The sequence below is a fragment of the uncultured Caldilinea sp. genome (assembly GCF_937128415.1).
GTDB lineage: Bacteria > Chloroflexota > Anaerolineae > Caldilineales > Caldilineaceae > Caldilinea.
This window is the reverse complement of record NZ_CAKZMJ010000082.1, coordinates 10,001-32,778: the sequence shown is the minus strand read 5'-3', so window position 1 is coordinate 32,778 and position 22,778 is coordinate 10,001. Positions and strand designations below refer to the sequence as shown.

Genomic DNA, 22,778 nt, shown 5'->3' with positions numbered 1-22,778 from the left:
ATAAATCCAATGGCTTGTCCCATCATGAAATTGCCGTAAATTTCAACCGTCAAGTTCGCAGGCTCCATCGTGCAATATGAGCGCAGACAAGAAACCGAGCCATCTATGACTCCTTTTAAGAAGCGTCTGATCACCTCTATTTTTTTGTTGGTTCTTACAGCGTTGTTCTCCGCCTGTGCGTCTCCCACGCAGCTTTCGGATGAAGCAGCCCCTCCTGCGCCTGTCCCCCAGCCTGCGGTGGAGGAGTCTCTTCCTTCGCCCGCCTTTGCCTCGCCGAGTCCGACGCTCGCTTCGTCCTCCGGGGCGCCCACAACGCCGCTCCCTCCTCCGTCGCCGCTCATTTATGACTATCGGGTGAAAAACGTCTTTCCTCACGATCCGGAGGCGTTCACACAGGGGTTGGTCTATTGGAACGGCGTTTTTTATGAAGGGACCGGACTTTACGGCCGCTCTTCGCTGCGTAAGGTCGAGGTGGAAAGCGGATCGGTGCTTCAGCGACATGACCTGGACGCCGAGTTTTTTGGCGAAGGCGTCGCCGTGGTCGGCGATCGCATCTTCCAGTTGACCTGGCAGAATGGCGTTGGCTTCATCTACGATCGCGAATCCTTCAAGGAGCTGCGACGCTTTTCATATGCGACCGAGGGCTGGGGATTGACCTATGACGGCGAATATCTCATCATGAGCGATGGCACGCCGACGATCTATTATCTCGATCCGGAAACGTTGCAGGAGGTGCGTCGCCTTCCCGTCACCCTGGAGGGTCAGCCGCTGCCTCGCCTCAATGAGCTGGAGTACGTCGAGGGCAGAATTCTGGCCAACGTTTGGCAGACGGATTTCATCGTGCAGATTGATCCTGAAAGCGGCGTCGTGGATGGCGTCTACGATTTCACCGGCCTGCTGCAACAAGCGCCGCCATTTCAAGGCGGCTATGACGTGCTCAACGGCATCGCCTACGACGCCGAAAACCGTCGCCTGTTTGTGACCGGCAAACTCTGGCCCTACCTGTTCGAGGTGGAGCTGTTCCCCAGACCGTAAAATAGGCGGTCCCATGCACCGTTGAGGGCGTCTGGCTGGAAGCCGAACCTACAGTTGCACATGTAGGTCGCCGCCTCCGGCGCGCCATTCCGATCCGGCCGGACGCTCGGGCTGGAAGCCGAACCTGTGCAGGTTGTCAGGTTATTCCGCAGAGCTGACAGCCATCCTCCCAAGCGGCAAAAGATATGAGAAAGTCCGGCTTCAAAACTTGGGTCTCCATTCAGATTAAGGGATAATGAAAGTTGGTGTGTGTTGCAAACGGCATGCAAGATGCACCATATCTTTGAGACTCTCATCTAGCAATTGACAAGGAATGCGCCTGTTCAGATGAAAGTGCTTCTTATCGGCGGCGGCGGCCGCGAACACGCCATCGCCCATCAGCTGACCCGATCTCCCCTGCTCGAGCGCCTCTACGTGGCGCCGGGCAACGGCGGCACAGCCCGATTGGCCAAATGCGAGAACATTCCTATCGACGCCGGCCAAATCGATGCATTGGTGCGCTTTGCGCAGGAGCATCACGTCGATCTAGCCGTCGTCGGGCCGGAGGCCCCGCTCGTCGCCGGCGTGGTGGACGCCTTTCATGCCGCCGGCCTGCGCATCTTTGGTCCTACCCAAGCGGCGGCGCGGTTGGAAGGCTCCAAAGCTTTCGCCAAGCAGTTCATGCAGCGCTGGAAGATTCCGACCGCTCGCGCCGCAATTTTCGACGATTTCGATGAAGCGATGCGCTATTTGCGCACGCTCGATCGTCCGCCCGTGGTGAAGGCGGACGGATTGGCCGCCGGCAAGGGGGTGATCGTCCCTTCCACGCCGGAGGCCGCTGCCGCCGCCGCGCGCAGCATGTTGCTCGAGCGTAAGTTCGGCGACGCCGGCGCCACGATTCTGCTCGAAGAGCGACTCCACGGCGCGGAGGTTTCGGTGCTCGCCTTCTGCGATGGTCAGCGCTACGCGCTGCTGCCTACGGCGCAGGATCACAAGCGTCTGCTCGACCACGATCGCGGCCCCAACACGGGCGGCATGGGCGCGTTTTCGCCCTCGCCGCGAGTCACGCCAGAGCTGCTTCAGGAGATTGAGCGCACCGTCATCCAACCCACCCTGGCGGGCATGGCCGCCGAAGGCCATCCCTATGTAGGTGTGCTCTACGCCGGCCTGATGCTCACAGCCAGGGGGCCGCGCGTGCTGGAATTCAACTGCCGCCTCGGCGATCCGGAGACGCAGGCGGTGCTGCCGCTGCTCGAAAGCGACCTGATCGACGCGCTGCAGGCATGCATCGACGGGCGACTCGATCGAATGCAGCTGCGCTGGCGTCCGGAAGCCTGCGTGACCGTCGTCATGGCTTCCGAAGGCTATCCAGACAATTATCGCACCGGTCTGGAAATCTCTGGGGTGGAGGAAGCGGAGGCGCTCGGCTGCACCGTCTACCTGGCAGGCGCCAGGCTTCAGAATGGCCGATTGTTTACGTCCGGCGGGCGCGTGCTGGCGGTCACGGCGACGGGGCCAACTGTGCCCCAGGCGGCGCAGCGCGCCTACGCAGGCGTCGAACGCATCTATTTCGTCGGCGCACACTATCGTCGCGACATCGGCGTCGCCCATGCGCCTGCGCGGGCAGATCGAACGACACCCGGGAAAAGCCCATCGAAGCGATCCGGCGCAGGTCGGAAATGAGTCAACCTATCGCTATTCATCATTGAATGCATAAAAGAAAATCACCACGAAGACGCCAAGACACAAAGATCGATTGTGTATATCCCCATGAGTGAGCGTTACAAAGAAGCAGGCGTGGATATTGACGCCGGAGCGGCGGCGGTGGCCGCCATGAAAGAAGCGATCCGCAGCACCTTCACGGCAAACGTCCTGGCCGACGTCGGCAGCTTCGGCGGCGTCTTTGCGCTGGATCATCTCCCTCCGCAGCCGGCGTTGGTCGCCTCTATCGACGGCGTCGGCACCAAAGTTAAACTGGCTGCGGAGTTTGGACGTTGGCGCGCCATCGGCCACGACCTGGTGAACCATTGCGTCAACGACATTTTGGTGCAGAACGCGCGGCCGCTCTTTTTCCTGGATTACCTGGCGACGAGTCGACTCGACCCCGCCGCCGCCGCCGAGGTGGTGACGGGCGTCGCCGAAGCGTGTCGGGCCGTAGGCTGTGCCCTGATCGGCGGCGAAACGGCCGAAATGCCGGGCGTCTATGCAGAAGGCGCCCTGGATGTGGCCGGCGCCATCGTTGGTCTCGTCAGCCGCCAAAACTTGCTCCCCAAACCGGAGACGATGGAGGCGGGCGATGCGCTGATCGGGCTGGCGAGCAGCGGCCCCCACACCAACGGCTATTCACTCATCCGCAAGCTCATCGCCGGACGCGATCTCTCCGACCTCTTGCCCGACGGCCGTACGCTGGTCGACGCCCTGCTGGCGCCTCATCGCTGCTATTTGCCGCACGTCGACGCCATCCAGCGCGCGGGTTTTGAAATCAAGGGCATGGCGCACATCACCGGCGGCGGCCTGTTGGACAATCTCCCGCGCATTCTGCCCGAGCGCCTCGCCGCACGCATTGTTGTGCGCAGTTGGGAGCGACCGCCCATCTTCGAGCTGCTGCTGCGCTGGGGCGAGCTTGACCTCGTCGAGGCGCATCGCGTCTTCAACATGGGCGTCGGCATGGTGCTGGTCACGCCCGCCGGCGTCGCCGAGCCGATCCTGGACCTGCTGCCCGACGCCGTCGTCATCGGCCGGCTGGTCGAACGTCAGGATGAAGTGGCCGTGAAATTAATCTTCTAAACAGCGAGGAGCCACATGACCGCCAGACTCGCCGTGCTGATCTCCGGCAATGGGAGCAATTTGCAGGCGATCATCGACGCCATTCGCATGGGGACGTTGGACGCCGAGATCGTCGTGGTCGTTTCCAACCGCAAAAACGCCTTTGGCCTGGTGCGCGCCGAAAAGGCCGGCATCCCCAGCCGCTACTTCCCACTCAAGCCTTACACCGACGCCGGGCGCCCGCGCACAGAATACGACGCCGATCTGGCTCAGCTCGTGGCGGAGTACAAGCCGGACTGGGTTGTGCTGGCGGGATGGATGCACATCCTGAGCAAGGCGTTTCTCGACCGCTTTCCCTATCGCGTCGTCAACTTGCATCCGGCCCTGCCCGGTCAGTTCCCAGGAGCGCACGCCATCGCAGACGCTTTCGCCGCCTTTCAACGCGGGGAGATCAAACAGACGGGCTGCATGGTGCACCTGGTGCCGGATGAAGCCGTGGACGCCGGCCCGGTGATCGGCGTGGCCGAAGTGCCCATCTACCGCACCGATACGCTGGAGACGCTCACCAATCGCATGCATCAGGCCGAGCATCGCCTGCTTGTGCAGTCGTTGCAGCGCCTGATCGTGGGCGACGAGGAAGAAGTCGTGGACGATGAAGAGGACGGCGAAGAGAACGCCGATCAGGACAGGGGCGGCGCAAAGAGCGGGCGCAGACGCTCAAGAAAAGGGTGAATGCCTATGCAAACCAGGACAGCCGTGCTGCATGCAGTTGGACAGCCGATCGCCATTGAGACGCTCGATCTCGCCGAGCCGCGCAGCGGGGAAGTGCTCGTGCGCATGCGCGCCGCCGGCGTCTGCCACAGCGACTGGCATCTGGTCAGTGGCGCCACGCAGCATCCACTGCCGGCGGCGCTTGGTCATGAGGGCGCCGGCGAGGTGATTGCGGTGGGGCCGGGCGTGACGCGGCTCAAAGTGGGAGACTTCGTCAGCCTCAACTGGGCGCCCGCGTGCGGCGAATGTTTCTATTGTCTACATGACAGCCCGGCCCTTTGCGAACGCTACTTGGAGCCGATCTGGGCGGGCGTCTTATTTGACGGCGAGCCGCGTTACTCCTTGCAGGGTCAGCCTGTCTATCATTACTGCGGATTAGGCTGTTTCAGCGAATACGTCGTGGCGCCGGAGCCGAGCTGCGTCCCCATCGACCCGCGCGTGCCGGCGACGGTGGCCGCCTTGATCGGCTGCGCGGTGACAACGGGCGTCGGCGCAGTGCTGAATACGGCCCACGTGCAACCGGGAAGCAGTGCAGCGATCTTCGGCGCAGGCGGCGTCGGCATGAGCATGGTGTTGGGGGCAAAGCTGGCCGGCGCTGCGCGCATCATCGTCGTGGATCGAGAACCGGCCAAAGCAGCCATGGCGCTGCGCCTGGGCGCCACCCATTTTGTGCACGCCGATGGAGAAACCCTTGCCCAAATTCGTCGCCTGACCGACGGACGAGGGGCGGACTATGTGTTCGAGGCGGTGGGATCGCCTGCGGTGCAGGAGATGTGTCTCCAGGCGGCGCGGCCGGGCGGCATGATCGTGCTCGCCGGGCTGGCGCCGATGGGCAGCAACACCAATTTGCCCGGCGCCGTGCTCACCCGCGAAGAGAAGACGGTGAAAGGCTCCTACTACGGCAGCTCCAATCCGCGGAGGGATTTCCCGTTTCTGGCCTCCCTCTATCTGGAGGGCTTGCTCGACCTGGACAGCCTGATCACAGACGTCTACCGGCTAGAGCAAATCAATGACGCTTACGCCCAAATGCTCACCGGCCAGGCCATTCGCAGCGTGATCCTCTTCGATGAAAATGAGGCCAGGATCGATCGGCGCGCGCGTTCATAGTTGCAACAACATCACCGTGGCGGAGGCCGGGCAGGCCCCTTGAAATTCGGCGGAGGCGTGCACAGCCGCGGGCGCTTCGCTGCGCTCAATGCGCTGAAAGCCGAAGCGCGGGAAGTAATCGGCCGCCGTCGTGGTGAGCAGCACCACTTGCTGCATCCCCAGCGAGCGAGCCAGCTCGAGAATACGCTCCACCAGTGCGGCGCCGACCCCGCGCCGTCGCTCTGCGACCGCCACCGAACGCAACAGCCCCACTTCCCCGTAGCGCTCCAGCCCGGCGACGCCCTCCAACTCACCTTTCCCGTTGACAGCGACGATAAAATTCTCTAAGTGCGCCTGGGCGCCTTCAAGCGGTAGGTCGTAGCGCTGAAGCAACATCGCAACCGCCGGCCAGTCCGACGCAATGGCGGTGCGAAACAACAGATGGTTCATAATGCTCTCCCTCCATCCCTGCAATTCAACCCCTTCTCGGCCTGCTTCAAAAATTCTAAAGCTTTGTGTAAGATACAGCAATGTCTAGCTCTATGGTCACTCCAAAAGACTCTACCCAAACACTCTTCGTCGACGCCGACGACGCTGCTCTGGTGGACGCTTGTCGTCGCGGCGACGCTGCAGCATGGGAGGCGCTGGTTTATCGTTTTCAACGCCTGATTTACGCCATTCCTCGCCGCGCCGGCCTGGATGATGAAGGCTGCGCCGACGTCTTCCAGCGCACGTTTGCACTGCTGGTGGAGCACCTCGACCGCATCAGCCAACCGGAGCGGGTGCGGGCGTGGTTGGTGACCACAGCGCGACGCGAAACGCAACGCGCGTTGCAACGCACAGCGCGTATTCAACCTCTGGTCCACGAAACGCAAGAGGAAGCAACGGAGGAGTCTTCTCCTTCTCTGGTCGATCCCGCGCCTTTACCCGACGAAATGGTGGCGGAACTGGAGGAACAGCACATTGTGCGCACTGCGCTGGCGAAACTCGACGAGCGATGCCGGCAACTGCTGACGCTGCTCTTCTACTCCTCCGAACCGGCGACGTATGAGGAAATTAGCGCTCAGATCGGCGCGCCGGTGGGCAGCATCGGGCCGACCCGAGCGCGCTGCCTGAAAAAATTGGAGCGCCTGTTGAAAGACAGCGGATTCTTCATGTATTTTGTCGGGTTCATTGCGCTCTGTCTGAATAGTTGGGCAATCGTACAGCATCTGTAGGCTGGACGCTTACAAAGAAAGGGCGTTTTGTGCGGCCAGGCTTTTTTCATCTCTCGTATGAACAATTAGTGGACTGGGTGGAAGGTCGACTTTCTGCAGAACAGCAGGCGGCAATCCAGAGCCATCTGAACGCCTGCGCCCGTTGTCGCAAGCAGGCGGCCCGCATCGAGCGGATGACGGCGGTGATGCGCAGCGATGCCGGCGTCGACGCCCCGCCCGAATTGATCACGCGCGCCGTCAAGCTCTTCCAGCGGCGAGCTTCTGAGCCAACTCCTGGCCTGCTCCAGCGCTGGGTGGCGACGCTCAGCTTTGAGAGCCGAACGTTGGCGCCGGCGTTTGGTCTGCGCTCTCAAAGCGTGGCGGAGCTGCAGCAAATCTACAACGCCGATGGGTTTGACATCGATCTTCGCATCGCCCCCGATGCAACCGCCTGGACAGTCAGCGGTCAGGTGCTCGGCGTCGAGAAGGCGGAGGTCGCCGGCGTGGCGACGCTCGTCGGCGGGGAGTTGACTTTGCACGCCAGCCTGAGTGACGACCTGTTCTTTAGATTCGTCGGCGTGCAATCAGGACGTTACACGCTGATCGTGCGTTTGGGCGCCGTCGAGCTAGTGGTTGAAGATCTCGTGGTCGGCGAGAGTGGGTGAATCGGCGAACGTGAATGAATATTGGAATACTGACTGAGCAACTCCTCCTACAGGAGGCTGGAGACCGCAAACGAGGTTTGTACACCTGGTTGCGGGAGGGCGGCTCCGCCGAATTGCTGGCCGAAGCGTTGAAGCAAATCTATGATGCAAGTTATCAGAGCGATCCCTTCCGCGCCAAAGCTGCAGCCGATCTCCTCTGTGTGCTGGCCGAGTTGGTCGATCATGCTGGCGTAAGGGGGCTTGCCGCTTGGGTCTCCGGGCTTACAGCGCTCGACTCCGGACAACTCTCTCGCGCCGTAGAGTTGCTCTCTGAGGCGGAGGAACATTTCGCCGAGGCCGGACTCCGTGCAAAGGCGGCGTCCGTTCAAGTTGGCCGGTTGATTGCGCTGGCGATGCAAGGTCGGCTCGACGAAGCGATTGAGGTGGGGCGAGCGGCGCTGATCTCCGCGCAAGCCGGCGGCGATTTGGCGACGGTGGCCAAGATCGCACAAAATCTCGGCAACGTCGAATTCATTCGCCATCGCTACCTGGACGCCGAAGAACATTACCGGCTGGCCAAAACATACATCGAGCAGGTGGGCGATCTGCGACAGCTTGCCCAGATCGAGAATTGCCTGGCGACGACGCTGACCTCCCAACACCGCTTCGCCGAAGCGGAAGCTCTCTACGCCGACGCTTTGCGCCATGCACAGAGAACCCATTCCGAGATGACGCTCGCAGAAATCGAGTGCAACCTGGGATGTCTGGCGCTGTACCAGGGACAATTCGCTCAGGCGCTCGATTACCTGGAACGTTCCCGTCGGCGCTACATGCAACTGGACATGCCCCATGAGCTTGCCATCGCAGAGCAGGAGCTGGCCGACGCCTATCTTGAGCTCAATCTGGCGCACGAGGCTGCGGACATCTACGCGCGCGTTGCATCTATTTTCGCCGAACTGAGCATGCCCGTGGAAGAAGCGCGCGCCTGCGCCTATCACGCTCGCGCCGCCATCCTGCTGGGACGCATGCAACAGGCGCACGAGTTGTTGAAACGCGCGCGCGCCCTCTATGAAACGTTGCAGATGCCCGTCGGCGTAGCCATCACCCTTCTCACAGAGGCGCAGCTTCATATTTGGGGAGACGATCTGGAGACTGCCGATGCCCTCCTGAGACAAGTTGAACCTGTTTTTGCAGAAGCTCGCGCAGAAGGATGGCGTCTGGTGACCGGATGGCTGCGGGGGCTGATCGCCCGACGGCAGAATAGGTTGGCGGAGGCGCGTTGGATCCTGACGGCCACCCAAAAGGACGCCGAACAGAATCTGGCGCTCCAGACGGTTCAGCGCTGTCTCACCGAGCTTGGATTGGCGGCTCTCGCCGAAAAGAACGTTGCACAGGCGGAAAACTATTTCCGTCGAGCGATTGAACTGATTGAGTCAATGCGCGCGCCGCTGCCCGCCGAGGAATTTCGCATGGGCTTCCTCGGCGACAAGCTGACCCCCTATGTCGAAATGGTGCGCCTTTGCCTCGTCGATGGCTCGCCGGAGCGCCTGAAAGAGGCATTGACCTATATCGAACGCAGCCGCGCCCAGGCGCTGCTCGATCTGCTGCACTCCGCTCCATCGATGTTTACGCCTCGCGATGCATTTGAGGCTGAGCTGATGGCCCAGATCGAACAACTGCGCAGGGAACTGAACTGGTTCTACACTCAGATCAACCGCCCAGATGACGCACACCACGAGCGCGGACTCACCCTGGAACTGTTGAACCGAGAGGCGCGCCATCGCGAGGTGAGCATCCAGGCGTTGTTGCGCCAGCTCCATCAGCGCAACGTTCGCCCCGTCGATTCATCGTTCAGCTTTGACCTGGCAGCCCTTCGCAAAGAACTGGGTGAAGAGACGGCCCTGGTCGAATATTTCGCCATCGACGATGAGTTGGTGGCTTTTGTCGTCACCGACAATGAGCTTGCGACCATCGAACTGGAAGGAGGACTGGGTGACGTCGTCGACCTTTTGCAAAAGTTGCGCTTTCAGCTCGGCGCGATCCGAGGGAACGGCGGCCCTCTGCGGCGACATATGCCGGCGCTTGTGGAGCGCACGCAGCGCCTTTTGCGTCAACTGTACGGGTTGCTCCTTGCCCCGCTGACGTCGCTTCTCGGCAATCGTCGCCTGGCGATTGCACCCTATCAGACGTTGCACTATATTCCATTCCACGCCCTTCATGATGGCGAACGCTACATCGTCGAGACCCGAGAAGTCGTAGTGGCGCCAAGCGCCGCCTTGTTGCATCACTGCCTGAAAAAATCGGTTCGTCCCCCTCAGCGGGCGTTGCTTGTCGGGAAGCCTGACGAGTACGCTCCGCGCGTGGCGGACGAGGTGGCCGCCCTTGCACCGCTTTTTGCGCACAGCACTGTGCTGCTTGATGACCAGGCCACCTGGATGCAGCTTCAGGCGCAGTCGCCTGCGGCGGACCTCCTCCATATTGCCTGTCACGGTCGCTTTCGCAACGACAATCCTTTCTTCTCTGCTTTACATCTGGCCGATGGTTGGGTCTTCGTGCGCGACGCGTACACCCTTCAGCTGGATTGTTCGCTGGTGACGCTCAGCGCATGCGAAACCGGACTGAGCGCTCTGGCGCCAGGCGATGAACTGGTCGGCCTGGCGCGCGGTTTTCTCCTGGCCGGCGCTCCCTCGCTTTTGGTTTCGCTGTGGATGGTGGATGACGCCGCCACCGCCGAATTGATGGCCCACTTTTATCAGGCGCTGCTTTCTGGTCTCCGTCCTGCAGCCGCATTGCGTCAGGCGCAGCGCGCTCTCCTGGCCCGGCATCCCCATCCATTTTTCTGGGCGCCTTTCACCTTGATCGGCCGATGGTGAAATTGCTTTGGAAAGTCATTCATCAAGCCAGAACATGTCTAATGTATCAAATGTATCAAATGGATGTCGCGTCGCTCTGTAGAAGAGGAACGGGCTTTCATAGGCCGAACCGTCTGGCTGTGGCGGCGAACTGACTTCGCCTGCGTAGATGATGGCCTCCGGCGTGACATGGCGACTGAAAGAACCGTGTGCGAGGAGAAGATCTGAACCTCACGCCGTGATGAGAAGGGAGTTGCTATGAAAAAGAGACGCCTCTGGCGATGTCTACTCAGTCTAACGCTGACGATTTTGCTGGCCCTCGGCGGCGGCATTCAGGTCTTTGCGTTTGAGGATGACGATGAGGACGATGAGGAGTATGTCCCAGGAGAAGTGGTGGTGAAGCTTGTGCATCCCGGCGACCTTCCAGGCGTAGCTATAGACTACGACCTTGACCCTACGCCTCTGGGGCAGTTTGGTGCACGTCCGATCTATCGGTTGCGTATTTTGGATGGCGCGCCTCCGCCCCGAAAGGCGGAAGCGCTTCGGCAAGATGGACGGGTGCTCTACGCAGAGCCGAATTACATTCATCAGGCGCCGGAGGGGCAGCAACGCGTGTCCTGGGCGCGCGGCGGAAGCAGCGACGAGTACGCCGGGCAATGGGCAGGCGCTTTCATCGGCTTGCCTGCCGCTCACACCATAACACAAGGGGCGGGCGTCATCGTAGCGGTGCTGGACACGGGTGTGGACCGCACTCATCCTCTGTTGGCAGATCGTCTACTGCCAGGGTGGGATTTCGTCGATATGGATGACGATCCGAGCGAGGTGGGCGTCGCCGGTGAGGACTTGCTGTACGGACATGGCACCCATGTCGCCGGTCTGGTGGCGCTTGCTGCGCCGGAGGCGCAGATCCTGCCGGTGCGCGTGCTCGACCGTAACGGCGTCGGCAACGTATGGGTGCTGGCCGAAGCGCTCGCCTACGCAGTCAATCCCGACGGCGATCTCAACACGGCGGACGGGGCGCATATCATCAACCTGAGCCTCAGCACCCTGCGTCGCACGGATCTGCTTGATGAAATTCTGGAAGATATCATCTGCAGCGACGATGATGACGACGATGATGACGACGACAATGATGACGACTGCCTGGCGGGGCGAGGTCGTGGGGCTGTCGTGATTGCAGCTGCAGGCAATCGCGCTTCCATCCGTCCCGAATATCCTGCCGCAGAAGCGCAGCCAGGGCTGCTGGCCGTAGCCGCCAACACCGAGGCCGACGCACTGGCAAGTTTCTCAAACCATGGGCCCTGGGTGCACGTGGCGGCGCCTGGCGACCGGATTCTCAGCAGCGTGCCTGGCGCTGCGTACGGTGTATGGAGCGGCACGTCGATGGCTGCGCCTCTGGTCGCCGGTCAGGCGGCGCTTGTGCGCGCGGCGCACCCAAACTGGACTCCGCATCAGGTCGCCAAGCGCATCCGGGTGACGGCGTCTGGCCCTTCAGGGGAGCCGCCGCGCATCGATGCAGCCGCTGCTTTAGGGCTGCCGCCCACGCAACGGCCGTCGCCGCCCGAAGAGGATCCGGGCGGCGACGGCGACAACAATGTTGCGCCGCCTCATCTTTCGCTCCGGTGTTATCTTCCTGCGATCGTGCGGTGATTGCGTCGCTTCTGACCAGCAGTCTTTAGTCTGGCAGCGAGAACGTCGGACGCAAGCGCAGGAAGCACGACAGAATGGGCGCTTGCGTAGGACGTTCAACGAAGGTCGCCAGCATCTGCTGGGCGCAGCCCGTCGGTTCCTGCAACAAATTGTGGCCTTGGCCGGCGAAGATGCGCACAAAGGGCTGAGTGAAATCGCCGGCGCTGCGCTGCGCCCAGCGCGCCGGCGTCACCGGGTCGTAAGCGCCTGCCATGATCAGCGCAGGCGCATCGCTCACCTGCACGACGCGATCGCCGATGGCGGCCGGCGGGGTCAACCACAGGGGGCAGATCAGCAGCGCCTCCTCTGCAGAGGCGGTCAGCAACGGCGCCACTGCGGGGGGAAGTCGCCTGCGGATGCGCTCCACGTCGTCGAGGCTGAAGCGGGGGACATCTTCAGCGCACAGGATGTTCAACGCTGCGCCGTGGCGTTCTGCATGCGGCGACGAGATCGAGACGCCCAGGGCGTGCAACAGCGCGAAGAAGTTCTGCACCTGAAGGTCGTCCAGGAAGGCGAAGAGCTCCTCACGCGTCTCGAACCCTAGTCGCTCTTGAATCCAGTTGAGCAACTCCGCTTCGGCGCCTTCGCCGGCGCCCGGATCGGTGAAAAAGTCGCGCCAGCTTTGCGCTGTCGGCGAGCCTGCCTGCATCGCAGGGAGGAACAGCAGATGTTCGGAAGCAGTGATCGGCTGTGCAGCGTCGATGGCGCTCTCCGTTTCGTCCACGGCGGCCGGCGATGGACAGCCGTCGAGCAGGGGGGCGAGCCGACAGGCGGCGTCCAGGTCTTCTCGCTGCAGCGCGTCGATCAGCGCCGGAATCTCGGCGCCTCCTTGCTGAAGTTTGGCGAAGATCGAGCGCGCCGCAGCGTCGCCGTTAAAACCAACCGATGCTGGGTTCTGGTTGTAGCGTGCGACGACTTCTAAAAAGCGCGTCTCCAGGTCGGGATAGGCGGCGTCGCAGGCCGGCTCGCGACGACAGTCGGCGAAGACCCGGCGCAGCGCATCGTAGGCGCCGAAGGGGCTTTCCAGCGTGCGGTTGACGCCCAAGGGCAGCGGGCTTTCGAGAATGAGGCTGCGCACCAACCCAGGCCGGCGCTCCAAGACCAGTTGCGCCACGGCTGCGCCGAGATCGTTGCCCAGCAGGTTGATCTGCTCCAGCTGCAGCGCCCGCGCCAGGTCGATCACGTCGAAGGCGCGCTGGTCGAGCGCGTAGCCGGTCAGATCGACGCCTTCCTGCAACAGGCGGTTGTAGCAGTCGGCCAGCGCTTGCAGCTTGATCTGGACGTCGTCGCCGTCGAAAGATTCCGGACAGGCCAGCGACGGCTCGGAGCGCCCCTCCCCACGAGGATGGAGAATGAAAATGCTGCGCGCCCTGCGCACAGGCGCTTCGGCGAACCACGCGAGCGACGCATCGGGATCATCGCCAGGCGCGCCTGCAATCACGACAAGCGGGTCGGGCGCCTCTTCGTTCAGAGCCATCAACTTTACGACAAAAATGCGGATCGACCGGCTATCCGCCCGGCTGCGGTTTTCGGGAACTAGCAGGAAGCCGCAAACGACGGTTGCATCGCGCTGCAGCTCCTCCGGGCAGGGAGTTTCTTCAAACAGCGGTTCATATTCGGCCAGGACCTCCGTCGGGAGCGGCGCAGGTGCTGGGTTGAATGGCGTTGCAGAAGGCTCCTCAACAGCCGGCGCCGTTCCTTCTTCGGTTGACGTCACCTCTGTCGGAGGAACCAACACGGTGACCGCGTTCGCCAGCCCCTCGACGCGAAAGAAAGGAACGCCGACCAGGTCGCGGACAGCAGCGCTGTCGGTGCTCTGACCGCGCAACGCGCCGTTCTCCACGCTGAAGGCGATCTCGGCCGGCGTCTGCAGCGCCACGCCATCGCGCTCGGTCAGCACCACCAGGGGCTGGCCGTTGATGTCTTGCCAGGCGCCATAGGTCAGAGAAGCAGGGCGCCCATCCAATCCATCGCGTTTGAGCAGGGCGCGAAAATCTGGGAAGAGCACAAGCGAAAGATCAAGGCGTCCGCTGGCGCCGCCGGGAATGAACGCCTTGTATGCGCCGGCAAGCCCGCTGTTTCTGATTGCAGCCATGGCAAAATCAGCATTGAAAGGCGGCGACGCACGATTTTCGAGCAGATATGCGATGGAATAATAACGTCGACTGCGGCCATCCAGGACGTTCTCGTCCGGCTGTGTGATCAGCGGCTGACCTGCCGATGCATCCAGAAGGAGGGTGACAGGTTGAGGGAGCGGCCCGTTGAGATCGGCGACGAGAGTCAACAGGACGCCGTTCTCCGCTGCAGTCCATTGCCCGGTGTAGGCCGCCGCGCCGCCTGTCACCAGCGGATCATCGACCAGCAACGCACTGCCATCTACATTGAGATACAGCGTGCTGTCGATCGTTGCGCCGTCGGAGGTCGTTGTCCATCCTTTATAGACGTTGGCAAAAGATGTCGCTGAGGGTTGCGCCTGAATTTCAAGCGGGATGAGCGCAACGGTGCTCGTGAAAAGCAAAATCGCAATGGCCAGACAACGCAGACCTCGCAGCCTGCAACCAAACCTGTGGAAGGTTCTCACCACGGGACTACTCCTCATCCATCGGCAAAGCGTCGCCCAAACACACCGGTATCTTCGCAGAAAACTGCGCAAACGCCAATTGAACGACAAAGGCTACGCAGCAGACGCCTCTTTCCAGGAAGCTCCGAAGCTGCCCGAAAGAGGGGCGATCAAAAGAGGCGCGACGTTATGGGCGTTTCGTGGATGGAATTGCCGGAAACGATGAAAATGCGATCGCCTGGCGCAGGACGGATCGTCTGACCGCCGGCGAAGGCGGCGAAGGCGGGGAGGACGGCGGCCCTGGCGCCGATGTGAAAACACGGGAAGCGATGACGGCTGCCGTCGATATCGCGCAGGGTCGCGGTCGGGTGGATATGTCCGGCCAGCGCGTACGTCGTCGAGGCGTCTGCAGGCGGATGATGATAACAAGCGAACGGCGCCAACAGCAACGGCTCCGGGGCGCAGGCAATGTCGAGACCGGCCGGAGGCGCGCCGGCGTGCCGGTCGTGATTGCCGGGAACCAGCAGCACCTCTAAGCCGAGATGTTCTTGACGCCAGGCGGTTAACGCATCCAGCGTGGCCGGACTTTGGCTGGCCCGGGTGTGGAAAAAATCGCCCAAAATGACCAGCCGCCGCGCTCCCGTGGCGTGGATGCTCGCCGAGAGCCGGCGCAGATCGTCTCCGGTGGCGCCGTTCGGAAGCGGAACGCCGGCGGCCTGGAAACTGTCGGTCTTGCCGAAATGCGGATCGGCGATAAAGAGCGTCGCCCCGGAAGGCCAATACAGCGCGCGGGTGGCCAGCAACAGCACGCGTTCTCCCATCAATTCAACCTGGCGATGGGCGATTTCAGCAGTTTTGCCTGGAGGCTCTTGATTTACCAACTCTTGATTTACCAACTCTTGATTTACCAACTCGTCCATTTGTTCACAGCCGCCTGTGATGAATTCACCTTTTTCAGTATAACATGCCTGCTTTTCCAGCGCGCAGCGCCTTGTTAACGTTGAATTTACACGAAACGATCGCCTTTCATTTGACGCGCGCCGTCAATGATCGTACTATACGCATTTGGTGCGCGGTTTTGGCCTGGCCGCGATTTTTTGTTTGATTCCAGTTGGATGGAGGGGGTTCGACATGCGACTTATTCCACGTAAACTGTTTCTGACGCGCGGGGTGGGCATCCACAAAGAAAAACTGACCAGCTTCGAGTTGGCGCTGCGCGACGCCGGCATCGCCCAGTTCAATCTGGTGCGAGTTTCTTCGATTTTTCCTCCTCACTGTCAAATCGTCTCGAAGGAGGAAGGGTTAAAGTTGTTGCAGCCCGGAGAGATCGTCTTCTCGGTCATCGCCGAGATGTCCAGCAACGAGCCGGGGCGGCGCATTGCCGCTTCCATCGGCGTGGCGCGGCCGGCAGACCATGACAAATACGGCTATCTCTCCGAGCATCACAGCTACGGCCAGACGGAAAAGGAAGCGGGCGACTATGCAGAAGACCTGGCCGCTACGATGTTGGCGACCACGCTGGGCATCAACTTCGACGCTAACAAGGACTACAACGAGCGCAAAGAGCAGTACATGATGGGCGGCGAGATCGTCGACAGCACGAGCATCACCATGGCGACTACGGCTGCGCCTGGCGGCGTCTGGACGACGGTCATCAGCGCAGCGATTTTGATTTGAGCGCAGGCGACCGATGACGACGCCGGATAATTTTTTGGGGCTGGAAGCCGAATACAGCGACTTTGCGCGCGCAGGCGTGCTGGTGTTGCCGATTCCGTTCGAGGCGACCGTCAGCTACGGCCACGGCACAGGGGGAGGGCCGCAGGCGATCCTGACGGCCTCGCAGCAGGTTGAACTGTACGATCGCGAGTACGACGACGAGCCTGCATTGCGCTACGGCGTGCACACCTTGCCTGCGCTCGAGCTGCCGAACGAACCGGAAGCTGCGGTGGCGACCATTCGCGCTGCCGTAGCCGAGGCGGCGCGCACCGGCAAATTTCTTGTGGCGCTGGGAGGAGAGCACACCGTCAGCGTCGGCGTAGGCCGCGGCCTGCTCGACGCCCTGGGCGGGCCGCTCACCATCGTTCAGATCGATGCGCACAGCGATCTGCGCGATCGGTATGAAGACACGCCCTACAGCCATGCGTGCATTGCGCGTCGGCTGCTTGAATCACCCCAGGTTGAACAGGCGCTGCAGCTTGGCATCCGTTCAGTCTGCACGGAAGAAGTTGCGTTTACCCGCAGCCACCCCGATCGGGTGCGGGTCTGGTACGCAGAAGCGATTCATGAAGGACGCTGGCGCGAAGAGTTCATCGAACGAGTGCGCGGTCGACGCGTCTTTCTGACCATCGACGTCGATGGCCTGGACCCTTCGATCGTTCCTGCCACGGGTACGCCGGAGCCGGATGGTCTGACGTGGCGCGAGACATTGGAGATTTTGCGCACGCTCAACGAGCACGCAGAAGTCATCGGCATAGATTGCGTCGAGCTGGCGCCGTCGCCGGGTCTGCACATGGCGGATTTCGCCGTCGCAAAACTCATTTACAAGGCAATCTCTTACACAATGATGCGCACAGCTTAACGGAATCCGCCGCTTGCATGAGTTCAATGAGGAGACAAACAATGCAATACGCCAAAGAAGTTCGCGCTTTCATCAAACAACACTTTCGCCACTTCAACGCAGCTGCGCTCGTCGACGCAGCGGAAGGCTATGCCCGCTTCATCAACAGCGGCGGCAAAATGCTGGTGGCGATGGCCGGCGCCATGAGCACAGCCGAACTGGGCCTCTCGTTGGCGGAGATGATTCGCCAGGACAAAGTGCACGCTATTTCGTGCACAGGCGCCAATCTGGAAGAGGACGTCTACAACCTGGTGGCGCACGATCATTACGTGCGTATTCCGAACTATCGGGACCTGACGCCGGAGGATGAACACGAACTTCTTTCACGCCACCTGAACCGCGTGACGGACACCTGCATCCCGGAAGAAGAGGCGATCCGCCGCATCGAGGCCGCCATCCTGGAGGAATGGACGACCGCCGACCGCGCCGGAGAGCGCTACTTCCCGCATGAATTTCTCTATCGCATTTTGCGCAGCGGCAAGCTGGAGAAGTACTATCAGATCGATCCCAAGGATTCCTGGCTGATGGCGGCCTGCGAGAAGAACCTGCCGATTTTCGTGCCCGGCTGGGAGGACTCGACGACGGGCAACATCTATGCAGCGCACTGCATCGCCGGCGACATCAAGAATGTCCACACGGTGCGCACCGGCATCGAATACATGATGGTGCTGGCGGAGTGGTACACGCAGACGGCGGCGCAGACGCCGATCGGCTTTTTCCAGATCGGCGGCGGCATCGCCGGCGATTTCCCCATCTGCGTTGTGCCGATGCTGCGCCAGGACCTTCAGCGCCACGATGTGCCGCTCTGGGCCTATTTCTGCCAGATCAGCGACTCGACGACGAGCTACGGTTCGTACTCCGGCGCGGTGCCAAACGAGAAGATCACCTGGGAAAAGCTCGACATCACCACGCCCAAGTACATTATCGAAAGCGACGCCACCATCGTCGCACCGTTGATCTTCGCCTATGTCCTGGGCGAAGAGTAGACTCCGCATTCCCTGATGCGGCGGGAAGTGAAGCACGCAGGCGCAGCGCTTCGCTGCGCCTGCAAAAGAAATGGTTTTTGTCGAGCGCTACACCGCCGCCAGCGCCGCGATCTGTCTCTCCGCCAACGCAACGCCTTCCTTCAATAACGCCTTCACCTGCGCATCGGTGCGGGCTTCGGCGTAGACGCGCAACACCGGCTCGGTGCCGCTGGGGCGAATCAGCAGCCAGCTCTCGTCCGCCAGGGTGAATTTCACGCCGTCGCGGTCGCTGACGTGAGCAATGCGTTCGCCGGCCAGGCAATCCGGCGCGTTCGCCATCAGCCGCGTGACAAGGTCGGCCTTTTTGAAAGGCCGCACCGGCTGGTCGATGCGACCATAGCGAAACACGCCGACGTCTTCAGACGCCATCAGCTCGTGGAGCAGTTCTCCGAGCGACTTGCGCTCCACGGCGACAATTTCCGTCAGCAAAAGCCCCATCAGCAGCCCGTCTCCCTCCGGAATGTGCCCCTGGATGCTGATGCCGCCGCTCTCTTCGCCGCCGATGAGCACCGGCTCGTGCAGCATGTGCTCGGTGATGTGATTAAAACCGACCGGCGTCTCGTGCACCGGCAAATGGTAACGCGCCGCCAGACGGTTGAGCATCTGCGTCGTGCTCACGGTCTTGACGATGCTCCCGCGCAGGTTGCGATGGCGCACCAGATGCTCCGTCGCCAGCGCCATGATGCAATGAGGATCGACGAACTGACCGGTGACATCGACGGCGCCGATGCGGTCGGCGTCGCCGTCGGTCGCCAGGCCCAGATGATAGTCGCCGCTGCGCATCACTTCGATCAGCGGCTCCAGGTGGCGCGCAATCGGCTCGGGATGGATGCCGTTGAAACCGGGGTTCATCTCGTTGCGCAGCTCGCGCACCTGGCAGCCCGCCTCGCGCAAGAGCCGCGCCAGATAAAGCCGACCGGCGCCGTACATGGCGTCGACCGCCACGGAGAGATTGGCGGCTGCGATTTTTTCAAAGTCGATCAAAGTGCGCACATGCGCAGCGTATGCAGGGAAGGGATCGAAGCGCGTGATGAGGCCGGCGTCGACCGCCTCCTCAAACTCCATGCGCTTCGGCGCCGCGCCGTTCGCTGCAACGATGCGCCGCTCCACTTCCTTGCAATCCGCAGGGCTGGCGGAGCCGCCAAAGGCCGCCTTGAGCTTGATGCCGTTGTAGCGAGGCGGGTTGTGGCTGGCCGTGATCATGACGCCGCCGTCGGCCTGTTTGTCGACGATGGCGAAGCTAGTGACCGGCGTGGGCGAATCCCCATGCGTCAACCAGACGTGAATGCCGTTGGCGGCGAGCACTTCGGCGACCGCCATGGCGTAGCGATCGCTCAGAAAGCGCGTGTCGAAGCCCACCACCAGCGATGGCGGCTGCTGCGGTGCGGCGCCGTTCGCCTGCCCGCGCAACGCAACATCCGCCAGCGTCTTTTCGGCGATCGCCTGGGCCACCTTGCGAACATTTTCAAAGGTGAATTCTTCGCTGATGACGGCGCGCCAACCATCTGTCCCGAAATGAATCGACATAATTTTCTCTCTTCCCGTACACCTCAGGCCTTGCGCTGTTCCATGAAAGGCGTCTCATTGCCAACGGACGCAATTATACCATGGGGCGGGAGGCGCCGAATGAATTCAGCGGGCGCGTGCTGCGGCGCTTGCGCCTGTTTTGTCGCCCTTCACGAAAGCGATCGTCTCTGTTCGCCAGGGTGTTTCAAGCCCTGGCTGGCTGTGCTATACTGATCTCGGAGCGGTTTCGAGTTGAGCGTAAAACGGAGAAGTGCTATGCAACTCACCACGGTGCGCATCGAAAAGCCGGAGGAGATCAACTTCATCCTCGGCCAGAGTCACTTCATCAAAACGGTCGAGGATATACACGAGGCGCTGGTGACCGCCGTGCCGGGCATCAAGTTTGGCCTGGCCTTCTGCGAAGCATCGGGGCCTGCGCTCGTGCGCTGGTCGGGCACGGACGAGGCCATGATTGAGCTGGCCAGGAAAAATGCGCTCGCGTTAGCGTGCGGCCACAGCTTTATCATTTTCCTGGCGGCGGGCTTTTATCCGGTCAATGTGTTGAAAGCGGTGCAGGCCGTGCCGGAGGTCTGCCGCATCTTTTGCGCAACGGCGAATCCGACCGAGGTCGTCGTGGCGGAGACGGAGCAGGGGCGCGGCATCCTCGGCGTGATCGACGGCGTCAAAAGCAAAGGCGTCGAGGGGGAGGAGGAGATCGCCGCGCGCAAGGCGCTGTTGCGCCGGTTTGGCTATAAGCTGTGACCGAGATGTAAACTGGGGCGTAAAAGGAGAGAAGGATGCCCGAAAGGACGAAAGCGCTGGCGTGGATGTGGGGCGCCGACGGCGAAGTCTACGGCCTCTCGGTGGATGAGGAGACGCACAAACTGCGCTGGTTCGCCAATGCCGGCTGTCTCTGCGACTGGGACGACAGCGAGGTGGATCAGACGCCGGCGCAGTTTCTGGAGCGCGGTGTGCCCGGACAGATCGCAGAGCCGGACCTCGAAACGCTGAACGAAATTCGCCGCGTGATCGCAGCATTGGCGCAGGCGTCCAGGCTCGTTGAGAAGCGGTCAGGCGCGTCGTGAAGCCTGCTCCGCCAGACGGTGGGAGTGCGGCTGCATCTGCACCACCGCCGCAGCCCAGGTGAGCCCCGCGCCGAAGGAGACCAGCAGCAGGGTGTCTGTAGGTCGGATGCGACCGTTCGCCAGATTTTCGGCCAGCGCCAGCGGGATCGACGCCGCCGACGTGTTGGCGTAGCGGTCGATGTTGATGATGAATCGCTCCAGCGGGACGCCCATTTCCTTCGCAGCAGCCTGGATGATGCGCAGATTGGCCTGATGGGGAATCACCCAGTCGATGTCGCCGATGCTTTTGCCCGCCATGCGCAGCGCCCGTTCACTCGCCGGGGTGAAGATGCGCGTGGCGAATTTGAAGACCTCGCGTCCGTTCATGCGAATATAATGACTGCGCTCCTCCAGCACATCCGGGCCGAAGGGCCGCGCCGAACCACCCGACGGCATGATGATGTGCTGGTGATTGGCTCCATCCGACCCCAGGTCGTAGCCAAGCAAACCACACGGCTCTTCGGTCGCCTGCACGACGACGGCCCCCGCTGCGTCGCCGAACAGGACGCACGTCGAACGGTCGCGCCAGTCCAGAAAGCGACTGAGCAGCTCGACGCCCACCACCAGGATGTTGCGATACACTCCCGCCTGGATGAACTGATAGGCTGCAACCAGTGCATACACGAAGCCCGTGCAACCGGTCACAATCGTCATCGCCGGAATCGGGCGTGGGGTGAGCGCCGCCTGCACGAGACTCGACGCCGGCGGGGTGAAGTAATCGGGCGAAGAGGTGGCCACCAGGATCAGGTCCAGCTCGCTGGCGGGTGTGTTGGCGCAGGAGAGGGCCGCCAGGCTCGCCTTGATCGCCATCGTGGAGGTCGTCTCGTCGGCGCCGGCGATATGACGCTGGCGAATGCCGGTGCGCTGCACGATCCATTCGTCGGACGTGTCAAGCGTGGCCTCCAGATCATGATTGGTGACAATGTGGGGCGGGGCGTAGGCTCCCCATCCGGTGATGGCGCCGTACAATCTGCTCATCGCTTCCCTCGTTTCGGATGGATGGTCATTTTAGTGGTCAATGATTCAAATTTTTGCTACGATACTACAAACCGGTGTTTTTATCCATCTTTTCAGCCGATGTGTTTGAAAAAAATTTGACCACCAAGACTCCAAGACGCGAAGGAACGCAAGCTCCGATGTTTTTCTTTGCCTTGGAGCGGGTAGGGACAAGGGTGCGCAGAACTTTGTCGAAGTGAGGAAAAGATGATCGATCCATCGGCGCCGGTCCGGCGGGGCGAAGAATTGGATGTTGCAGCGTTGGAGCGTTATCTGCTGGCGCACTTGCCCGAAGCGCAAGGCCCTCTGGTCGTCGAGCAATTTCCGGGCGGCTTCTCCAACTTGACCTACCTCCTTCGGCTTGGCGATCGAGAGCTGGTGTTGCGCCGCCCTCCCTTCGGCGCCGCCATCAAGAGCGCCCACGACATGGGCCGCGAACACCGCGTTCTCTCTCGACTCTATCCGGTGTATCGCAAAGTTCCTCGTCCCCTGCTCTACTGCGAAGACGAATCCGTCATCGGCGCGCCCTTCTATGTGATGGAACGGCTCCACGGCGTGATTTTGCGCAGTCATTCTCCTCTTCTGCAACAGCTCTCTGGGGAGGCGTTGCGCGCCATCGGCGTCGCCGCCATTGAAAATCTTGCGGCGTTGCACGCCATCGACTACGCCGCCGCCGGTCTGGGCGACCTCGGCAAGCCGGAGGGATATGTTCGCCGCCAGATCGAGGGTTGGACAAAGCGCTATCGCGCGGCGCAGACCGACGAAGTTCCTGCGCTCGAAACGTTGATCGCATGGCTGCATGCGCACATGCCTGCGGAACGCAGCGCAGCCTTGATCCACAACGACTATAAATTCGACAACTTGATGCTCAATCCTGCCAACTTGACGGAGATCATCGCCGTTCTGGACTGGGAGATGTGCACGATCGGCGA

General features: G+C 61.7%; 20 protein-coding genes (1 of these 20 cut by a window edge). 15 read left to right on the top strand and 5 right to left on the bottom strand.

The window, feature by feature from the left end:
- Positions 1-105 precede the first annotated feature (105 nt).
- From Q0367_RS15590 to Q0367_RS15570, 5 genes are all read left to right on the top strand, one after another.
- Positions 106-1,035 carry a glutaminyl-peptide cyclotransferase gene (locus Q0367_RS15590; RefSeq protein ID WP_298983356.1) on the top strand — a complete coding sequence of 310 codons (930 nt, stop codon included), beginning with the start codon at positions 106-108 and terminating at the stop codon, positions 1,033-1,035.
- A gap of 327 nt (positions 1,036-1,362) precedes the next feature.
- Entirely contained in the window at positions 1,363-2,697 is a 1,335-nt protein-coding gene (purD, locus tag Q0367_RS15585) for a phosphoribosylamine--glycine ligase (protein WP_298983353.1), read from the top strand.
- Positions 2,698-2,784: 87 nt separating this feature from the next.
- Positions 2,785-3,801 (top strand): phosphoribosylformylglycinamidine cyclo-ligase, encoded by a 1,017-nt coding sequence (gene purM / locus Q0367_RS15580; protein ID WP_297638506.1) that lies wholly within the window; start codon positions 2,785-2,787, stop codon positions 3,799-3,801.
- Between the two features lie 15 nt (positions 3,802-3,816).
- The gene (gene purN, locus Q0367_RS15575) at positions 3,817-4,512 is read left to right on the top strand and encodes a phosphoribosylglycinamide formyltransferase (protein ID WP_298983348.1); all 696 of its coding nucleotides are present in this window, start codon (positions 3,817-3,819) and stop codon (positions 4,510-4,512) included.
- A 6-nt stretch (positions 4,513-4,518) separates the two neighbouring features.
- Positions 4,519-5,658 carry a Zn-dependent alcohol dehydrogenase gene (locus Q0367_RS15570; protein WP_298983345.1) on the top strand — a complete coding sequence of 380 codons (1,140 nt, stop codon included), beginning with the start codon at positions 4,519-4,521 and terminating at the stop codon, positions 5,656-5,658.
- Here the strand turns inward: Q0367_RS15570 and arsN2 are convergent.
- Positions 5,653-6,087, bottom strand: a complete 435-nt coding sequence (gene arsN2, locus Q0367_RS15565; protein WP_298983342.1) for an arsenic resistance N-acetyltransferase ArsN2 — start codon at positions 6,085-6,087, stop codon at positions 5,653-5,655. The two genes, Q0367_RS15570 and arsN2, sit on opposite strands and share 6 nt — an antisense overlap.
- Before the next feature lie 92 nt (positions 6,088-6,179).
- On the opposite strand from arsN2, the gene Q0367_RS15560 reads away from it, so the two are divergent.
- From Q0367_RS15560 to Q0367_RS15545, 4 genes are all read left to right on the top strand, one after another.
- A complete protein-coding gene (locus tag Q0367_RS15560) occupies positions 6,180-6,854 on the top strand; it encodes an RNA polymerase sigma factor (RefSeq protein WP_298983339.1) in 675 nt (224 codons plus the stop codon).
- Positions 6,855-6,883: 29 nt separating this feature from the next.
- Positions 6,884-7,498: an anti-sigma factor gene (locus tag Q0367_RS15555; protein WP_298983336.1), complete on the top strand. Its 615-nt coding sequence runs from the start codon at positions 6,884-6,886 to the stop codon at positions 7,496-7,498.
- Between the two features lie 77 nt (positions 7,499-7,575).
- Positions 7,576-10,350, top strand: a complete 2,775-nt coding sequence (locus Q0367_RS15550) for a CHAT domain-containing protein (RefSeq protein WP_298983334.1) — start codon at positions 7,576-7,578, stop codon at positions 10,348-10,350.
- 237 nt (positions 10,351-10,587) lie between these two features.
- A complete protein-coding gene (locus tag Q0367_RS15545; protein WP_298983332.1) occupies positions 10,588-11,979 on the top strand; it encodes a S8 family serine peptidase in 1,392 nt (463 codons plus the stop codon).
- 25 nt (positions 11,980-12,004) lie between these two features.
- Here Q0367_RS15545 and Q0367_RS15540 read toward each other — a convergent pair whose 3' ends face one another.
- The gene (locus tag Q0367_RS15540; RefSeq protein ID WP_298983329.1) at positions 12,005-14,602 is read right to left on the bottom strand and encodes an alpha/beta fold hydrolase; all 2,598 of its coding nucleotides are present in this window, start codon (positions 14,600-14,602) and stop codon (positions 12,005-12,007) included.
- Positions 14,603-14,748: 146 nt separating this feature from the next.
- Positions 14,749-15,399 carry a ligase-associated DNA damage response endonuclease PdeM gene (pdeM, locus tag Q0367_RS15535; protein ID WP_298983327.1) on the bottom strand — a complete coding sequence of 217 codons (651 nt, stop codon included), beginning with the start codon at positions 15,397-15,399 and terminating at the stop codon, positions 14,749-14,751.
- 310 nt (positions 15,400-15,709) lie between these two features.
- On the opposite strand from pdeM, the gene Q0367_RS15530 reads away from it, so the two are divergent.
- From Q0367_RS15530 to Q0367_RS15520, 3 genes are read left to right on the top strand one after another with little or no spacing between them, the layout of a single operon-like run.
- Entirely contained in the window at positions 15,710-16,255 is a 546-nt protein-coding gene (locus Q0367_RS15530; RefSeq protein WP_298983325.1) for a pyruvoyl-dependent arginine decarboxylase, read from the top strand.
- Between the two features lie 13 nt (positions 16,256-16,268).
- Entirely contained in the window at positions 16,269-17,156 is an 888-nt protein-coding gene (speB, locus tag Q0367_RS15525; protein WP_298983323.1) for an agmatinase, read from the top strand.
- Positions 17,157-17,197: 41 nt separating this feature from the next.
- Positions 17,198-18,181: a deoxyhypusine synthase family protein gene (locus Q0367_RS15520; RefSeq protein WP_297638531.1), complete on the top strand. Its 984-nt coding sequence runs from the start codon at positions 17,198-17,200 to the stop codon at positions 18,179-18,181.
- An 87-nt stretch (positions 18,182-18,268) separates the two neighbouring features.
- Here the strand turns inward: Q0367_RS15520 and Q0367_RS15515 are convergent, their stop codons facing one another.
- A complete protein-coding gene (locus tag Q0367_RS15515; protein WP_298983320.1) occupies positions 18,269-19,747 on the bottom strand; it encodes a phosphoglucomutase/phosphomannomutase family protein in 1,479 nt (492 codons plus the stop codon).
- 255 nt (positions 19,748-20,002) lie between these two features.
- Between Q0367_RS15515 and Q0367_RS15510 the strand changes: the two genes are divergently transcribed.
- Both Q0367_RS15510 and Q0367_RS15505 read left to right on the top strand, forming a co-directional pair.
- Positions 20,003-20,488 (top strand): adenosine-specific kinase, encoded by a 486-nt coding sequence (locus tag Q0367_RS15510; protein WP_298983318.1) that lies wholly within the window; start codon positions 20,003-20,005, stop codon positions 20,486-20,488.
- A 35-nt stretch (positions 20,489-20,523) separates the two neighbouring features.
- The gene (locus Q0367_RS15505) at positions 20,524-20,811 is read left to right on the top strand and encodes a hypothetical protein (RefSeq protein ID WP_298983316.1); all 288 of its coding nucleotides are present in this window, start codon (positions 20,524-20,526) and stop codon (positions 20,809-20,811) included.
- Here the strand turns inward: Q0367_RS15505 and Q0367_RS15500 are convergent.
- Positions 20,797-21,828, bottom strand: coding sequence for a beta-ketoacyl-ACP synthase III (locus tag Q0367_RS15500; RefSeq protein WP_298983314.1), 1,032 nt, complete (start codon positions 21,826-21,828; stop codon positions 20,797-20,799). The two genes, Q0367_RS15505 and Q0367_RS15500, sit on opposite strands and share 15 nt — an antisense overlap.
- Before the next feature lie 225 nt (positions 21,829-22,053).
- On the opposite strand from Q0367_RS15500, the gene Q0367_RS15495 reads away from it, so the two are divergent.
- Positions 22,054-22,778, top strand: the 5' portion of a protein-coding gene (locus Q0367_RS15495) for a phosphotransferase family protein (protein ID WP_298983311.1). 349 nt of this gene lie beyond the right edge of the window; the window shows 725 of its 1,074 coding nt (coding positions 1-725); it begins with the start codon at positions 22,054-22,056; the stop codon falls past the right edge of the window.

What these genes read in the sequence shown, in the direction of transcription:
- Q0367_RS15590 (WP_298983356.1), top strand. Translation starts at nt 106, where the DNA reads ATGACTCCTTTTAAGAAGCGTCTGATCACCTCTATTTTTTTGTTGGTT.
- purD (WP_298983353.1), top strand. Translation starts at nt 1,363, where the DNA reads ATGAAAGTGCTTCTTATCGGCGGCGGCGGCCGCGAACACGCCATCGCC.
- purM (WP_297638506.1), top strand. Translation starts at nt 2,785, where the DNA reads ATGAGTGAGCGTTACAAAGAAGCAGGCGTGGATATTGACGCCGGAGCG.
- purN (WP_298983348.1), top strand. Translation starts at nt 3,817, where the DNA reads ATGACCGCCAGACTCGCCGTGCTGATCTCCGGCAATGGGAGCAATTTG.
- Q0367_RS15570 (WP_298983345.1), top strand. Translation starts at nt 4,519, where the DNA reads ATGCAAACCAGGACAGCCGTGCTGCATGCAGTTGGACAGCCGATCGCC.
- arsN2 (WP_298983342.1), bottom strand. Translation starts at nt 6,087, where the DNA reads ATGAACCATCTGTTGTTTCGCACCGCCATTGCGTCGGACTGGCCGGCG.
- Q0367_RS15560 (WP_298983339.1), top strand. Translation starts at nt 6,180, where the DNA reads ATGGTCACTCCAAAAGACTCTACCCAAACACTCTTCGTCGACGCCGAC.
- Q0367_RS15545 (WP_298983332.1), top strand. Translation starts at nt 10,588, where the DNA reads ATGAAAAAGAGACGCCTCTGGCGATGTCTACTCAGTCTAACGCTGACG.
- pdeM (WP_298983327.1), bottom strand. Translation starts at nt 15,399, where the DNA reads ATGGGAGAACGCGTGCTGTTGCTGGCCACCCGCGCGCTGTATTGGCCT.
- Q0367_RS15530 (WP_298983325.1), top strand. Translation starts at nt 15,710, where the DNA reads ATGCGACTTATTCCACGTAAACTGTTTCTGACGCGCGGGGTGGGCATC.
- speB (WP_298983323.1), top strand. Translation starts at nt 16,269, where the DNA reads ATGACGACGCCGGATAATTTTTTGGGGCTGGAAGCCGAATACAGCGAC.
- Q0367_RS15520 (WP_297638531.1), top strand. Translation starts at nt 17,198, where the DNA reads ATGCAATACGCCAAAGAAGTTCGCGCTTTCATCAAACAACACTTTCGC.
- Q0367_RS15515 (WP_298983320.1), bottom strand. Translation starts at nt 19,747, where the DNA reads ATGTCGATTCATTTCGGGACAGATGGTTGGCGCGCCGTCATCAGCGAA.
- Q0367_RS15510 (WP_298983318.1), top strand. Translation starts at nt 20,003, where the DNA reads ATGCAACTCACCACGGTGCGCATCGAAAAGCCGGAGGAGATCAACTTC.
- Q0367_RS15505 (WP_298983316.1), top strand. Translation starts at nt 20,524, where the DNA reads ATGCCCGAAAGGACGAAAGCGCTGGCGTGGATGTGGGGCGCCGACGGC.
- Q0367_RS15500 (WP_298983314.1), bottom strand. Translation starts at nt 21,828, where the DNA reads ATGAGCAGATTGTACGGCGCCATCACCGGATGGGGAGCCTACGCCCCG.